Annotated in this window: 14 protein-coding genes; 5 read left to right on the top strand and 9 right to left on the bottom strand. The window is 41.8% G+C overall.

Features of this window, described 5'->3' with window-relative positions; translation table 11 throughout:
* Positions 1-347: 347 nt before the first annotated feature.
* The 5 genes from dusB to porB all read left to right on the top strand — a co-directional run bounded on the left by dusB (position 348) and on the right by porB (position 4,859).
* Positions 348-1,319: a tRNA dihydrouridine synthase DusB gene (gene dusB, locus ACPK8D_RS10995; RefSeq protein WP_424717897.1), complete on the top strand. Its 972-nt coding sequence runs from the start codon at positions 348-350 to the stop codon at positions 1,317-1,319.
* Between the two features lie 567 nt (positions 1,320-1,886).
* Positions 1,887-2,435 (top strand): pyruvate ferredoxin oxidoreductase subunit gamma, encoded by a 549-nt coding sequence (locus ACPK8D_RS10990; RefSeq protein ID WP_424717896.1) that lies wholly within the window; start codon positions 1,887-1,889, stop codon positions 2,433-2,435.
* 41 nt (positions 2,436-2,476) lie between these two features.
* On the top strand, positions 2,477-2,764 hold the full coding sequence (porD, locus tag ACPK8D_RS10985) for a pyruvate synthase subunit PorD (RefSeq protein WP_424717968.1): 288 nt from the start codon (positions 2,477-2,479) through the stop codon (positions 2,762-2,764).
* A complete protein-coding gene (gene porA, locus ACPK8D_RS10980) occupies positions 2,764-3,972 on the top strand; it encodes a pyruvate synthase subunit PorA (protein ID WP_424717895.1) in 1,209 nt (402 codons plus the stop codon). The genes porD and porA overlap by 1 nt, the downstream gene beginning before the upstream one ends.
* A complete protein-coding gene (gene porB, locus ACPK8D_RS10975; RefSeq protein WP_424717893.1) occupies positions 3,969-4,859 on the top strand; it encodes a pyruvate synthase subunit PorB in 891 nt (296 codons plus the stop codon). The genes porA and porB overlap by 4 nt, the downstream gene beginning before the upstream one ends.
* A gap of 1,291 nt (positions 4,860-6,150) precedes the next feature.
* On the opposite strand, the gene ACPK8D_RS10970 is transcribed toward porB, so the two are convergent.
* From ACPK8D_RS10970 to ACPK8D_RS10930, 9 genes are all read right to left on the bottom strand, one after another.
* On the bottom strand, positions 6,151-6,606 hold the full coding sequence (locus tag ACPK8D_RS10970) for a hypothetical protein (RefSeq protein WP_424717892.1): 456 nt from the start codon (positions 6,604-6,606) through the stop codon (positions 6,151-6,153).
* Positions 6,607-7,097: 491 nt separating this feature from the next.
* Entirely contained in the window at positions 7,098-7,934 is an 837-nt protein-coding gene (locus ACPK8D_RS10965; protein ID WP_424717967.1) for a metal ABC transporter permease, read from the bottom strand.
* A 39-nt stretch (positions 7,935-7,973) separates the two neighbouring features.
* On the bottom strand, positions 7,974-8,738 hold the full coding sequence (locus ACPK8D_RS10960) for a metal ABC transporter ATP-binding protein (protein ID WP_424717891.1): 765 nt from the start codon (positions 8,736-8,738) through the stop codon (positions 7,974-7,976).
* Positions 8,739-8,846: 108 nt separating this feature from the next.
* The gene (locus ACPK8D_RS10955; RefSeq protein WP_424717966.1) at positions 8,847-9,821 is read right to left on the bottom strand and encodes a metal ABC transporter solute-binding protein, Zn/Mn family; all 975 of its coding nucleotides are present in this window, start codon (positions 9,819-9,821) and stop codon (positions 8,847-8,849) included.
* Positions 9,822-10,322: 501 nt separating this feature from the next.
* Positions 10,323-10,772 (bottom strand): metal-dependent transcriptional regulator, encoded by a 450-nt coding sequence (locus ACPK8D_RS10950; protein ID WP_424717890.1) that lies wholly within the window; start codon positions 10,770-10,772, stop codon positions 10,323-10,325.
* A 138-nt stretch (positions 10,773-10,910) separates the two neighbouring features.
* A complete protein-coding gene (locus ACPK8D_RS10945) occupies positions 10,911-12,227 on the bottom strand; it encodes a GntP family permease (protein WP_424717889.1) in 1,317 nt (438 codons plus the stop codon).
* Positions 12,228-12,418: 191 nt separating this feature from the next.
* Positions 12,419-12,931, bottom strand: coding sequence for a chemotaxis protein CheW (locus ACPK8D_RS10940; protein WP_424717888.1), 513 nt, complete (start codon positions 12,929-12,931; stop codon positions 12,419-12,421).
* Between the two features lie 28 nt (positions 12,932-12,959).
* Positions 12,960-15,029 carry a methyl-accepting chemotaxis protein gene (locus ACPK8D_RS10935; protein ID WP_424717887.1) on the bottom strand — a complete coding sequence of 690 codons (2,070 nt, stop codon included), beginning with the start codon at positions 15,027-15,029 and terminating at the stop codon, positions 12,960-12,962.
* Between the two features lie 321 nt (positions 15,030-15,350).
* A complete protein-coding gene (locus ACPK8D_RS10930) occupies positions 15,351-15,725 on the bottom strand; it encodes a response regulator (protein ID WP_424717886.1) in 375 nt (124 codons plus the stop codon).
* Positions 15,726-16,299: the final 574 nt, after the last annotated feature.

Here is a 16,299-nt window from a genome sequence, read left to right as displayed (position 1 = left end):
ATTTCAGCAGATCAGAGTAAAACCCTTGAAAAATCACATCGGGTTTCAATAAATTACATCGAGTCTTGATAATTGATAAATTACGCCAAGTCTTGATAATTGCACCAAATATTAATAAATCACATAGGGTCTCAATAAATGAGAAAAAGTTTGAAAAGTCGGAAGATCCTTAATAAACCGTAAAAAAACCTCTAAAAATTACAGAAAAACTAGAGGCTGCAATTTCTGGAAAAGGGAATAATTCCAAAACAGATAAATAAAGGAAAGGAATGAGAAAGCAGTCGAAGGATAATAATTAGAAAAACGGTTAAAACGCAATCAAAAAACAGTTTAAAACAGTCAGAAAAATGAAACTTAATAAATTGAAAATCGGCAAGACCGAGACTCCTGGAAACCTTCTTCTTGCGCCTATGGCAGACGTGACAAACCTGGCTTTCAGGCTGCTCTGCAGGCAAAATGGAGCTGACATTACTTACACTGAAATGATCAGTGCAGATGCCTTGCTCAACGAAAACCGAAAATCACTTCTCAAAGGACTCTCTTCCCCTGAAGACCGACCTTTTGGGGTTCAGCTTGTAGGAAGTTCCCCTGAAAAGCTGAGGGAAACTGCGCTCTTTATTGAGGACGAATGCAGTCCTGAACTTATCGACGTGAATATGGGCTGTCCTGCGCCGCGCATTACAGGCACCGGATGCGGCTCGGCTCTTCTCAATTCCGAGAAGCTTGTATATGAAATAATCTCAGAGCTGACCGGTGTTCTGAAAACTCCTGTAACTGCAAAGATCCGCATTCTCGAAAGGGACGAAAAAACCCTTGAGATTGCGCGCCTGATCGAGAAGGCTGGGGCTTCGGCCCTGACCGTACATGGCAGGAAGGCAGAGCAGATGTACTCCGGAAATTCGGACCTTACAACGATCAGAGCGGTCAAACGTGAACTCTCCATTCCGGTTATTGCAAATGGTGACATAAGGGACGAAGAGTCCGCCGAAGTTGCCATCGATTTCACAGGCTGTGACGGGCTTATGATAGGGCGCGCAGCAATGGGAAATCCCTTTGTTTTTAAAAGAATAAGGCACTATCTGGAAACCGGGGAAAAGCTGAAAATTGACAGGCAGGTCCAGCAACTGGAGGACTTCAAGAGTTATATCGCCCTACTTGAAGAATACAGTCTTTACTCATCCACAAATCTGAGAATGCATGCCCACTGGTTTACAAAAGGGCTGCATGGCTCGCGGCAGATAAGGGAAAAGATTAATAATCTGAAAGATGGAAAGGCGTTGATTGAGCTAATAAAGAATTCCTTTGAGGAAATATATTAAATATTCCATATTTTTTTAAGGGATATTCGTTTACAGCTGTAAAGCGATAAAACAGGGGCACAAGGCAGGTTAACCTGAAAATAACAAATATAACACGCTTAAAAAATAATTATAGATTAGAAATATATATAAAAAATTTCTTTCATTTCACCGAAAACCTAATAATATTCTACATTATTATCCATGAACTATGAGGCACAAAACGGCGTGAACTCAGAATTGGAAATATACGCTTTCAATATTAACAATAATTCAATGGATGGAAGAGATCCAGGTTAACATTAGCCATCCAGGATTTTGAATTCCTGAGCCTGTATGTGCATATTACAGTAGTATATTACAGTAGTGCCTGAAGAAAGAGTCAGATGCTGGTTGTGTCTGCCAAATTAATAAATTGAATAACATCAGGTTAAATTGTATATTATCAGGTTAATTCAATTAATATTCGATTACTAGCAGTGTGCCAGACAGCTAATTAAGACTTGCCAAACAGACTGCCGAGAACAGCAAAATACAGAAAACATTAGAAAAACGATAGATAAAACCGCATTAAAAAGGAGAATTCAGATGAAGGAAATCAGAATACACGGTCGAGGAGGCCAGGGTTCTGTTACCGCGGCTGAACTGCTTTCCGTTGCAGCTTTTGAAGATGGAAAGTTCAGCCAGGCCTTCCCCGCTTTTGGGGTAGAGCGTAGAGGTGCCCCAGTGCAGGCATTCACGAGGATTAGCAATAGTCCTATCAGGCTTCGAAGCCAGATTTACACTCCGGATTATGTTATTGTCCAGGATGCAACCCTGCTTGAAACTGTTGACGTTGCAAGCGGAATAAAGGACGACGGTATAATTATTGTCAACACAACCGAGAAGCCGGAAAGCCTGAAACTCAATACAAAAGCCAGGGTCATGACCGTGGACGCTACGAAGGTGGCAATGGACGTTATAGGTGTCCCCATTGTAAACACCGTCCTCCTTGGTGCTTTTGCGGGTGCAACCGGAGAAATCAATGTCGGATCCATCCAGCATGCAATAAAGGCTCGTTTTCCAGGAAAGGTCGGAGAAAAGAATGCAAATGCAATCCAGAAGGCCTACAAGCTTATCAGGGGGGAAGAAGCGTGAGTAACGGATCTGAGCAAGACCGCAAGATACGTCCCGAAGTTCTGAAAACCGAAAAGGAAGAAGAAGGTTTAAATATTACACACTGCAGAGTCTGTAAACCTGGTTCGACCCTTAAAAACAAAACCGGTGGCTGGAGAAATTTCCGTCCGGTTTATATTTATGAAAAATGTACCAAGTGCGGGATCTGCGAAATCGTCTGCCCTGATATGTCTGTCAAACCCAGAGAAGACGGCTTTTTTGAATACGATTATGATTATTGCAAAGGTTGCGGCATCTGTGCAAATGAGTGCCCTGCGGATGCAATTGAAATGATTCTGGAGGAGAAATAATGATTGACCCGGCTTACAAGAAAAAAATGGTAGTTGTGGAAGGTTCCTATGCTGTGGCCCATTCAGCAAAGATCTGCCGCCCAAACGTGATTTCAGCCTACCCGATTACTCCCCAGACCCATATTGTTGAAGACCTGTCCCAGTTCATAGCAGATGGGGAAATTCCCAACTGTGAGTATATTAATGTGGAGTCCGAGTTCTCGGCAATCTCTGCCCTGATAGGTGCATCGGCAGTCGGCGCAAGAACCTATTCAGCCACCACTTCACAGGGGCTTTTGCTCATGCATGAGGCGCTTTTTAACACTTCAGGCATGAGGCTTCCGATTATAATGACTGTGGCAAACAGGGCGGTTGGTGCTCCAATCAATATCTGGAATGACCACCAGGATGCAATTGCCCAGCGGGATACAGGCTGGATCCAGCTCTATGTGGAAGATGTTCAGGAAGCATCTGACACCCTGCCCCAGCTTTACAAGATTGCAGAAGACCATGAGATCATGCTTCCGGGTATGGTTTGCATGGACGGCTTTATCCTGTCTCATGTTTATGAGCCTGTTATCCTGCTCGAACAGGAACTGACCGACAATTTCCTTCCAGCTTTCCAGCCCGAAAATATTCTTGACCCTGAAGATCCCAAGACCTTCGGAGCCTTTGCAGCCCCGGACACATATGAAGAGTTCAGATATCTTCAGGAACAGGCAATGCAGAAAGCTCTTCCGAAGATCGAGGCTGTTGCAAAAGAATTCGAGGAAGTCTTTGGCAGGTTCCACGGTGGACTTATTGAGGAGTACATGCTGGATGATGCTGAAATTGTCGTCATGTCAATGGGCTCTATTCTTGGAACTGTTAAAGATGTTGTTGATGAGTACAGGGCAAGAGGAGAAAAGATCGGCGTCTTAAAAGTCAGATCCTTCAGGCCCTTCCCGAAAGAGCAGGTTAGAGATGCCATCAAGAACGCACACGCTGTTGTCGTACTTGACAAAAACATCTCCATAGGCACAAATGAAGGAGCTCTCTTCACCGAAACCAAGTCTTGCCTCTATAACAGTAAGATCCGTGTGCCTCTGATGGGTTACACCGTGGGTCACGGAGGCCGTGATATTCGCGCAGAAAGCATTGAAAAGGTTATTGAAGAAACCAAAAAAGCTGCAAAGTCCGGAATTGCAGTTGAAAGCCAGTTCCTGGACCTCAAGGAGGAGTTGCTATGAGTAAAGCTGCACCTAAAACATATCTTGCCTCTGGACATAGCGGCTGTGCAGGCTGCTGTGATGCCTTTGCTGCAAAGTTTACACTTATGGGCGCAGGCCCTAACTGTATTGTAGTCAACCCTACAGGCTGCCTTGAAGTGATGACCACTCCTTTTCCGAATTCCTCCTGGCAGGTTCCCTGGATCCACTCGCTCTTTGAAAACGCAGGGGCAGTGGCTTCAGGTGTGGAAGCTGCTTTAAAAGCCCTTGGCAAAAAGAATGACATCAAAATCATATCAATAGGAGGCGACGGCTCTACCATGGATATAGGAATCGGTGCCCTTTCAGGTGCTTTTGAGCGTGGGCACGACTTTACCTATGTGTGTATGGACAACGAAGCTTACATGAATACTGGAATCCAGCGCAGCAGTGGGACTCCTTTTGATGCCAGCACCACAACAAGTCCAGCCGGAAAAGTTTCCTTCGGAAACCCGCGCCCCAAAAAGGATATGCCTGCCATAATGGCGGCCCACGGCTCCCCCTATGTGGCCACAACCTCTATAGGTTTCCCAAGGGATATGATGCGTAAGGTCAAGAAAGCCACTGAAATCGTGGGCCCGACCTACATCCATGCCCACGCCCCCTGTACAACTGGCTGGGGCTTTGATACCTCCCAGACTCTGGAGATCGCCAAACTCGCAGTCGAAACCTGTCTCTGGCCCCTGTACGAAATGGAAAACGGGGAAATTACCCATGTCAGAAAGGTTAAAGATCCCATACCTGTCGAGGAGTACCTGAAGGCCCAGAAAAGGTTCAGACACCTCTTCACCATGGAAGGCGGAGAAGAAGAAATAAAGAAAATTCAGGCCAGTGCAGACTGGAACATAAAACATTTCGGACTTCAGTGAAAACTGAAGTTCTGCTTTTTAAATCCTCTTTTTATTTTGCTATTCTCACAGGTTATTTCTTTACTTTCGATGTTACTGGATTATGGAACTCGATAGCTTAATTTTTCGGCAATCTCGCGGGGATCCTCAGGAAAAAGAGTTTGAAAACCTCTTTTTATGTAGCGGTTTAATTCGCTTGAACGCATGAGCGACCTGGACTCTATTTCTATTTTGAGGTCATCTATTTTGGCTTCCAGATTTTTTATTTCAGTTTCAACTTTATTACATTCAGTCGGATACTTCAGTATATACTGGTTTTTAAGATGTTCTTCTTTAGATATATCATCAAAACATCCAAACTAAAATCCGAATTGTCTGATAATTTTGATTAAACTTTTTTCAGCACCTGAATACTCTAAAATCTAAACGATTAAAACCCCCACCTTGCAATATCCGTATAGAATAGATTTTTAAATCTATTCTATATATACTTAAGATTCTTCCTTTTTAAGGAAGAGCATTATATAAGAATAGCATTTCTGGATTAAAAATCGGAAATAAATTAACCTGTATCAGTATTTAATATCGAGAATATATAGAAAAGATAATTCCAGAATACAGTTAAAAATAAACTTGAAGTTGAAACTTGAAAATATTAATACTAAAATAGAGAAATGTAGAATAAAGAAGGAGAAGAATTATTAAGACAAATGGGAAAGGTCTGATAACTTTTGAAGCATATAAGAAGAAGCCCCAGTATTAAATAAGATAGGCATCTGTTTTTAAATGCTGTTTTTTAGTACCGTTTTTCGAGAATCCGTTTTTTAACTGCCACTTTTAAAAAATACCGTTTTTCGAAGACCGTTTTTCAAAGAATCCGTTTTTCTTATGCCGTTTTTTAAGATACCGTTTTTCAAGGACACCGTTTTTTACAGATGCCTTGAATGCCAGATATCTTTTAATAATATAAAACTACGGATGTACTGAAAATTAAATATAAGATTCCGGAAGTACCGTAAAATATAGTAGGAGTTCGGGCATAAACAGGAAAGAAATCTTCTTTCTGCATTCAATTGGAATTTGGGCCTCGAAGCGCCTTTAATTGTTAAAATATTAGAATTATTGAGTTATCAGAATTATGGAATTATTGAGTTATTAGAATTCTCAGGATTATTGGAGTTATTAAAGTTGTTAGAATTATTGAAATTCTCAGGGGCTTTTACGATACTCAGAGCATTTTAAAAATAGAATGAAATCAGCTCTGCATCTTAATAAAAAATAGGTTTTTATAAAAAAGGAAGTTACCGGATGATTACAGATCAATTAACGGTAACTGCCTTCTCAGGTCAGGCAAATAGCCTTCTCTGTGCAGGGCGATTTTATAATCGCTTATTGTTCTGCATAATTTGTGTGTATATTTTATGCAATTGGTACCAACATTCCCCTTGAACAGCAATTTTTCGGTTTTTTCTATAAACTCGGGGTAGGTAAATATCAGTTCTTCTTTAGTGTGCAGGAACAGGGCTGTAAAGTCCCTGTGAATGCCCATGCTTCTTTTAAGAAGTTCAACGTTCAGGTGATCCTCAGACAGATAGGGGTTGAATTTCACAAAGGTGTGAAAATCTGCGATATTCTGGTTTAAGGAGTTGAGGATTGAATACAGCACGTTATCGGTCTCCGGAAGGGGAATATCCGGAAGGTCAAGGTATTCTCCATCGAAAGTTTCGTTTTCTTTTATATTTTGATCCCGGGTTGTATCACGGTCCATTTTATCACCCTGGTGTGACATTTTGTTTAATAAATAGTCTGGTGGTTCCCGTCTTATATAACGGGTTCGTCACTTGCTTTGAGGTGGCTTCAGGTACACTTACTGGATTGGCTTAGGGTGGCTCCAAGTACATCCAGTGTGTCTAACTTGCCGGCGTATCCGTCGCTTCCCCACTCGAAGCGGTTGTACGCACATGGGTTAGATGCTTCAGATTCCGTTTTTTCTTTACGAACCCAGCCTGAAAGTTTAATCCTGGGATTCTATAAAATAAAATCAATTAAACGTTTAGGCTCTTGCATCTCACCATATATAAAATTTTGTCTTAATAAAACTGAATAAATATAATTAAAGAAGATTATTGCTCAATTCCGCTTAAATTCCCATTTTATAATATATCAAAAATAATTCAAGAATAATTCAAGAATAATTCAAGAATAATCTCGGATGATTAGGGATGATAGAGTATGTACCTGAACCTAGTATGACAGAGCTCAGGATTCTTTTAAATCCCCTGAACTTCTTCTGTTCTCGAGCATTTCCATCCCGAAGGCCGCAAGTCCGTATACAAAGCTCAGTACAAGAATTATCGTGGCACCGGATGGAACATCCAGAGCATATGAAAGGCCTATTCCAGTAACGCTGATTACAGTTCCGAAGGTTATGGAGATCAACATCATCTGCTTCAGGTTGTGCGTGAATTTACGGCTCAGGGAAGCAGGAATGGTAAGAAGGGCAATCACAAGTATAATACCCACGACTTTAATAAGGACTACAATTGTCAGGGCAATAATGCAGAGCAGGAAAAGGTAAAGTTTCTCTGTAGGAAGGCCCTGTACGGTTGTGAATTCTTCATCAAAACAGAGGGCGAGAAATTCCTTATAAAATAAGTAAACCGCACCTACTATCACGATATCAAGAGCCAGCATGAAGTAGAGGTCAAAGCGAGGCACTGTCAAAATGCTTCCGAATAGGTAGGTCATAAGATCAGGAGCATAGCCAGGAGTCAGGTAGACAAAAATTATCCCAAGCGCCATTCCAAGAGACCAGAGTATACCTATAGCACTGTCTTCCGGGATTTTAGATTTCTTGCTCACTGTTCCCATGACAAGAGCCGAAACCAGGCTGAAGGGAAGAACGCCGAACATAGGATTGACTCCCAGGTAGTAGCCCAGCCCGACACCTCCAAAGGAAGCATGCGCTATCCCGCCGCTAATGAAGACTATTTTTTTGACGACAACGTAGACCCCAATAATCCCGCAGGCTATGCTTGCAAGAATTGCGGCTGCAAGGGCGTTCTGGATAAAGCTGTATTGCAGGAGCTCAAACATTTTTATTTCTCCGTCTGTTTTTCGAACCAATTTCAATCTTCATTGGTTTCCCTCATGATTATTCAATACCCTGTGAGGTATTCCATGGGCAATGAGTTCGACAGGGCACTGGTAAGTGGCTTCCAGGTCTTTAACCGAGATTTCCCTGGAGTTGTGGTAATAGAGGGTGCGGTTTAGGCAGGCTATCTTATCGACATAAATCGAAACTGCACTGAGGTCGTGAGTAACCATGATAATTGCCATTTCGTGCTTGAGCCTATCCAGCAGGCGGTAGAGTTCATCCTGCATATGAGGATCTAACCCGGCGTTGGGTTCGTCCAGAAGCAGGAGTTTGGGGTTTGTGGCAAGAGCTCGTGCAATAAAGACCCTTTGCCGCTGCCCGCCCGAAAGCTGCCCAATCTGCCTGTTCCTGTACTGGAACATTTCTACCGTCTTCAGGGCCTCTTCGGCAGCCTTTTTGTCTTCTTCCCGATATTTTTTCAGAAAACCCGTATGGCTCATCCTGCCTGTAAGCACAACTTCCCAGACACTGATAGGAAAGTCAAAATCAAAACCTCTGTATTGAGGGACATACCCTACAAGCTCTTTGCTCTTCTCGGGTGGTTTCCCAAAGAGTTTAACACTGCCCCTGTAAGGCTTCAAAAGCCCGAGCAGCACTTTGAGAAACGTAGTCTTTCCTCCCCCATTAGGTCCGATTATCCCAAGCAGTCCACTGGAATCTTTAAGTTCCAGATTTATTGCCTCAAGAATTATCTGGTTTCCGTAACGAACCCAGACGTCCTTCAGTTCTATAACTTTCTCCATAGCCTTCCCTTCAGAATATCGTTTTTATTTACCGGATTACGTGCTTTTATATTCGGATACAGGACATGCATGCTGCCTTTACCTGGCCTGATGCTAATTTTACTGACTTCACACAAGGTTTCTGGCAAAAACATCGGATACATTGTCCATATTTGCAATGTAATCCTTTGCAAGAGGGTCAACAGCTATAACCTCCCCGCCTATTTCTTCAGCTACAGCTTGAGCACTTCGCGTACTGAACTGGGATTGAACAAAAATCACTTTAACCTGCTTTTCCTTTGCCAGATCTACGAGTTCGGCCAGGTCCTGAGCACTCGGCTCTTTTCCTTCAATCTCAACTGGAATCATGGTAAGGTTGTAGTCCGCTGCAAAATAGCCCCAGGAAGGGTGATAAACCATGAAGTTTCTTTCCTTTTTTCCCTCAAGCTTTTCTCGGATCCTTGCATCCAGGGCGTCCAGTTCCTTAAGATAGGCATCTCTATTCTGAGCATAGTAAGTTTCGTTCCCGGGATCTATTTTGGCAAGCCCCTCATAAACGTTCTCAACCATTATCTTTGCATTTGCAGGCGATGTCCAGATGTGGGGGTCCAGTCCAGTTTCTTCGTGATCAGCTTCAAGTTCTCCTGCATGTTCCTCTGCTCCCTCCCCTTCATCATGCTCGTGGGCAGCAAGTTCCTTGAGTTTGATCCCATTAGAAGAGTTTATGATCAGAGTTTCACTATTGATAGATTCGAACCTGTCGATCCAGACTTTCTCAAAGGGCATATCGACTCCGACCGTAACATACATACGGGCTTGACTCACTTCTCCGAGTTCTCTTGGAGAAGGCTCATAGGTGTGAGGGTCTGCTCCCGGAGGAATAACGACAACGGTTTTTATTTTATCTCCACCCACTTTTTCTACAAACTCAGCCTGAGGAAGTACGCTTACAGCTACGACTATAGGCTCACCTGACTCTGTTACTTTTACTTCCTGTCCTGTACTTTCATTAACCCGGGAATCACCTGGGCCTGTACAGCCGCTGGCAAAAAGGCTCAGACCAACAGTCAAGAGCACTAATAAAGGTAGAATTTTCAGATTCATACTTGAGATCCCGCCTTCTTCACTTTCATTTTTTACTTGACTCATGAATTTACTTCCGGATGAGATAAAATCAACATCAGAGGAATAAATGACATATTTCCAAAGTTTAGTGTATTTCCAAAGCTTAGCATATTTCCAAAATTTAGTATATTTCCATAGTCTGAATCTTCAAATTCTGTAATATCCAAAGTTTGGCATATACCCAAATTTTTGAGTTATCAGGAAATTTTTTTGGTGTACGCCCAAATTTGTCTCGAAGCTCATTAGGGCTTTATATAGTGTTGATTTTCATTTGGCACATCACTTTTTTCATTTGGCACATCACTTAGCTCTTCACTTGCACTTTTTTAGCACTTCACTAGCCCTTCGCCAGCACCTTATTTTAGCATTTCATTAACTTTCATTAATATTCCAGTAATAACTCAGTAACATTTTATTAGCACTTTAGCATTTCATTTAGCATTTCGTTTAAAGCTTTATTTATTCCGGGAATTCCTGTATTCAATGATGATTTTCCTCATGCAAGCATTTTTCATGACTTATTTCTCCGCATACTCCGAACATCGGATGACCCATTGAGCTGCAGATTTTATTTACAGCATGCCTAGAAACAAAAGCCTCAAAGCGCGAGACCTCATCACATGCTTCCTCCGACGAAAGACCGTAGTGGGTTAAAAGAAGACTGAGAATCCTGTGTCTTCGGACAAGAAATTGCGTATATGCCTTCCCCAGTTCCGTCAGGTCCACACCCCTGTAAGGAACGTGGTTCAGGTAGCCTGCACTTGCAAGCTCGTTTAAGGTCTTGCTTGTAGTTGAAGGGTCAACCTGCAGGCCTGATGAAATCTCTGTGGTTTTTACAGTGCCTCCTTTTTCAAGAATGAACTTAAGATAATCTACCTTTCTCGGGGAGATTTCAAGGCCTGTAAATTCAGGATAACTTTGCTCATTCATATAGAGAAATATAAAAAACCGGTATTTATTGTTTGCCACACACCAAATTATAAAGTTATAATTGTGCTATAGCAAAATCAGATGAGCTGGAAAAATCTCGGAAGAATAGCGATTAAAAGCCCAGGTAAAAGAAAAAAATCAGTAAAAGGAGACATACGCAGCAGATACCAGCAGGAAACTCACAATGCCCATCAGGGCACCTCCAAGGGTATTTGACCTGAAAACCTCAGAAGGTTCCAGTTCTGCAAGCTCTCCAAAAATCCAGAAGAAAGGGTCGTTGACATGGGAAATTACAAAAGTGCCAGAAGCCATTGAAAGAATCAGGATTTCCGGAGGAAGCCCGAGTTCAGGCACCAGAGGCAGTAAGAGGGAAGGTGCAATGAGCATGGTCACGACCCTTGATCCCTGTACTGTTTGAAGGGCTGCGGCAACGAGAAAAGGTATCAGGATATGAGGAAGGCTCAACTGCAGGAAAAGCTGACCCAGGGCTTCTCCTGCCCCTGTCATGGCAAGGGTTGCACCGAGTGCTCCTCCTCCACAGAGATCAAGAAGGACGACTCCGCTTCTCCTTACAGCTTTTTCGACAAGTTCCCTCAGTGCGAAAGACCCTAATCTTCTGCCGGAAAAAATGGAGAGAATAACTCCTGTAAGGAGCGCAATATTCGGGTTTCCCAGAAAAGTGAGCACAGGATAAGAGTGTCCAAAACCTGCCTGAAGGAAAATAAGAAGCAAAGGAAAGAAGATAGGAGAGTAAGCTTCAAGTCGGGGGGGGTTTTCGGCAGTGTTTCTATATATTTCTACGTTTTTCTCCTGAATTTCGGATCTCCTTTGATTTACCCTATTGGAAACGCCTTCGGGTTCAGTCCTTCCCAGCCATCTGGCATAAAGGTAGCCTGCAATGGAAGTCGGAATCGCTATAAGAAATCCCAGGATAAAAAGCCTGTCCGTATTCGCTGAAAGTTCTTCTGCTGCCGAAATCACTACAGGTGAAGGATAAACCAGATTAAATGAGGCAACAGCTCCGAGTGCAAGGGCTGTTGCAGTGGAAATTGGGGGGTTATCGAGCCTGGCAGCCAACTCTTTAGCTATTGGAATAAAGATAACATAGGCAAGAATGTAACACATAAGAGGCACGGAAAAGAGAAAACCAAGGAAATTCAGCGCAAGTAGAGGATTTCTGGAAAAACGTATAATGTCAGAGGCTATTAGGGACGTTCCTCCCGTTCTCTGCAGCAAAAGCCCGATAACACTTCCGCACGTAATAATAATGGCAAAACGGGAAAAAACACTGCCTAATCCCCCGGTTATTGCTTCGACCGTGGCCAGAGGTTCTCCTGCAAGGACGCCTGTAAGAACGGACACAAGGACAAGGCTAAGAAAAGGGTGCAATCTCAGTTTGGCTGTAAAAAGCAGGATGCAGAGAAGAGCGAAAAGGAAGATGACCACAGGATGCATGTTTAAAACCGGCTCGTGAATTTTTAAATATTCACTTCAACAGAAGGCAGCTCACTGATTTAAAATATTTTTTAATTAAACATTCTTTTATTATTCTTTTATTATTCTTATTATTCTTTTATTATTCTTTTTGTGAGAAGACAGTTCAGCGAGTTTAAACATGCTCTCTGGTAGGGGACATTTCACTCAGTTTAAACCTCCTCTTCAGGAGAAGACATCTGACCGAGTTCTTCAAGCTCTTCTTCCCCAAGTACCCTTGCAAGGTTCAGGAGAATAAGAAGCTTGTTCCCCATTTTTCCGACACCTGTCAGATATTCTGCATTAATTTTCGATTTGATCATCTCTGGGGGCGGTTCGATTGAGGAGAGAGGCAGGCGCAGGACTTCCTTTACAGAATTTACAAGCATTCCAATGACTGTATCTTTGATTTCCACTATGATAATTCTGGACAGGCTGTCAGTCTCTTTCGACTTGAAGCCAAGCCGTTTATTAAGATCTATCACGACGAGGATTTTTCCCCGCAGGTTAATCAGTCCTCTTATGCATTCCGGAGCCTGAGGGATGCGGGTAATTCTCGGGACCGGAACAACTTCGGAAACCTGCATGATATCTACTCCGAACTCTTCGCCTGAAAGTTCAAAGGTCACTAAATGGAGAGTTTCTTCCGAGAACCCTGAATCCTCTTCTAATGTTTCTTCAAACATTTGAATTCCTCAAAATAATTCCGGGATTTTAACTAGTTGTATTTTCTGATACTTCTTTTGAGTTACCAAGCCTGAATTTTTCAGTAGCTTTTCTCATCTTTTCCCCGAGCAGGGAAAGATCACTGGCCATATTGGCAAGTTCTGACATTGAAGCACTCTGTTCTTCGAGAGCTGCAGCAGTTTCCTGCGTTCCTGCGGCGGACTGTTCCGAGATTGAGGAAATATCCTCCAGGGTGGAAGTAATCTCTTCAATGGATGCGGACTGCTCTTCTGTAGCAGCTGCAACATCTTCGATCATATTTGTGATTTCATTGATTGTAGAAACTATCCCTGCAACCATTTCAACCGCGTTGTTAACGGATAGTGAACCGACCTGCACATCTTTTTTACTGGCTTCTATACTTTCCACCGTTTCACCGATACTGCTTCTTATTTCATCGATTAGCTTGGAAATGTTATTAGCAGCACGGCCGGATTCATCAGCAAGTTTTCGAACCTCATCGGCTACAACAGAGAAACCCCGTCCGTGTTCGCCAGCTCGGGCAGCCTCAATTGCAGCATTCAGTGCAAGCATATTTGTCTGGTCCGCGATCCTGGTAATAAGAGTTATAATCTCATTAATTTGTTGAGATTTGGAGTCCAGCTCCATTATCACTTCCTCAGTCTCATCAACAGAGGAGCGAATAAGGTCCATTTTTGACAGGATTTCTCTTGAAGCATTTCCTATATTACTGACAGTGTTATTGACAAGATTTGTGTTTTTAGAAACTTTCTGGGTATTTTCGGCAATTTCCTGGATATTATGTGTCATATCCTGCATTGCATGAGTTATATCCACTATTTTTGTACTCTGCACTTCTGTCCCGTTTGAAATCTCAGCTGCGGTATCGGAAATTTTTCTTGATGCCGACGCTACCTCCTCGGAAGAAGCAGACATTTCTTCCGAAAGTGTGGAAAGGTGAAGCGAACTTTCCTGAATTTCTTTAATTAGACTACGAAGGTTTTCAACCATCGATTTAAAGGCTTGTGAGAGCTGAGAGATTTCACTTCTGGAGTTTCCTTTAATCTCAATACTCAGGTCTCCTTCCGAAATCCTGTCGGACGCTTCAAGTAGTTCGTAAATGGGTTTCCTGTAAAGGTTCAGAATTATAAAAACGAGTAGAGCCCCGATAAGCATCGAAAGAAGAGTAACGAGAAAGATCTTATTTATAGAATCCGTTATCAGGGCGTCAAGTCGCTCTTTCTGATCGGTACTGGCAGCTTGAGCAATTCCTTCAACCTGTCCAGCTATGGTTGCCATATTTTCCACTTCAACCGCCTTTCTCTCTTTAAGAACTTTCAGGCGATCAAAATCAGTCCGGATCTCTGTGGCACTGGCAATTATTGTGTTTCCACGCTCAAGATTTTCAGGTCTCGCCATCTGTTCATCCAGATTCTCGGTAACTTCAATTATATTCCCCATTAGCCGATCAAAATTTTCCGCATATTGAGCTTCGGGATCAATTATATAGTTCTGATATTCGTTTCGAGCTTCCATCGCAAGTATACTGATTTTCTGGGCTTCCTGAGCATTGGATAATTTTTGCTGGAGGACTTCACTCGAAGAGCCGTTCTCCACATACTGCTGATATTGAAGCATCTGGTCCTGATAAAGCTCGTCTGCTTTCTGCAAAATAAGCTCGCCATTTGAGACAATATCGGTTCTCAGGGCTATCTCTTCATCATTTGCTTCAACATAGCTGTCAAAAGTTTCCCTGAATTCGCCGGAAGTTTCCAGAATAGAATCCATCCGTTCCTGATTTACAGGATCAAGATAGTCAAGATATATTTCTTTAGATATAGCTGCCTGCGTGGGCACAAGATCAAGACGTTTATAAGTCTCTTCTTTATAAGCAGGATCACCATAAATAACATATCTTTCCTGGGCTTCCAGGGCACCCTGCATATTATTCATGATAAAGGTCATGTTTTGAATGGCTCGAGTCTTCTTTTCAACATCGTCCATACCCTGATAGCCTGTGTACCCAACAAAAAAAATCAAAACTAGAAGAAGAGCAAAGCCTATCACTACATGCCCTATTTTTGTGTTTTTATACATCTTTCTCACCCGTGGCTACAGCTTCTCCGCCTCTCTGCCCGCAATCGGGCTATTAACCTGTCAGCGGTACCTGCTGAGGAAGGTAAACGGGCGGAATATCCCTACAGGAAATTGCCTGATCTTCCCAACCAGTTATTCGATACAGACTATTTGAGAATTGATAAATTTTCTGATTCATTAAAGAGTAGAGACCAGATAAAAACTTTGGCTCAGTAATTTTTTTGATCATTGGTCTTTCATCGGATAATTTTTCACTGAGTAATCGTGATCAGTAACTCTTGAGGCGTCTACCCTTTTGTCTTCGTGCCTACCCTTTTGTTTTCAAGAATCTGCCGTTGTAAGAAATATTTCGACCTGTGAACCAAAATCGCCAAAATTTATGGGTTTGGCAAGAACGGCATGACATCCGGCCTTAAGGAACTTTTCTTTACTTTCGGGATCCGAGTGACCTGTAACTGCAATTACCTTTATATTCCGGGTTTCAGGATTAAGTTTGATTCTTTGAAGCAGTTCAAGACCGTGCATTTTCGGAAGTTCCATATCAAGCAATATCAGATCAATTTTCATATTATTGAGGATATCGAGGGCTTCAAAACCGTTTTTGGCCTTTTTCGACCCATATCCAAGGGACTTAAGTAAGTCTGCTTCGATCGTCAGATTAAGTAAATCATCTTCAACAATCAAGATTTCAGGCACTAAAACCTACTCCTGGGAGGCAGCTTGAAGATTTTCTAAAGGGAAATTTTGTAAGAGGAAATTTTTATAAATGGGTTTTTGTAAGAGGAAATTTTTTATAAACAAGGCTTTTATAAACGAGATTTTTGTAAACAAGATTCTTTTAAAGAAGTGTTTATAACAAATTTTCCTTGAAAGATCTGATGCAGTTAAATATTAAATAAAATTTCTCGTTCATATTTTTAATAGGTATATTTTATACCTGCAATTGCGTCAGGTTTAATATCTCAATTTACTGAATAATATATGAAGTTCGAGAGGATATAAATTTATTTGCTAACTTTAGAGTCATTTTTTCAATATATAAACAGCGATAAAAATAATCTATTTAAATTATGGTATCATTTTTGGTATTATTATTTGAGGAAAAAGATTTGAGGTTAATACAGATTAAGTTTAAAACAAATATAGTAGTGTTTTATTTTAGTAGTGCTTTTATTTTAGTAGTGCTTTTATTTTAGTAATGCTTTTATTTTAGTAGTGCTTTTATTTTAGTAGTGCTTTTATTTTAGTAGTGCTTTTATTTTAGTAGTGC

Origin of the sequence: Methanosarcina sp., from assembly GCF_049706645.1 — an archaeon.
Classification (GTDB): Archaea; Halobacteriota; Methanosarcinia; order Methanosarcinales; family Methanosarcinaceae; genus Methanosarcina.
The sequence above is the reverse complement of the archived record's forward strand: the minus strand, read 5'-3'. Positions and strand labels throughout refer to the sequence as shown.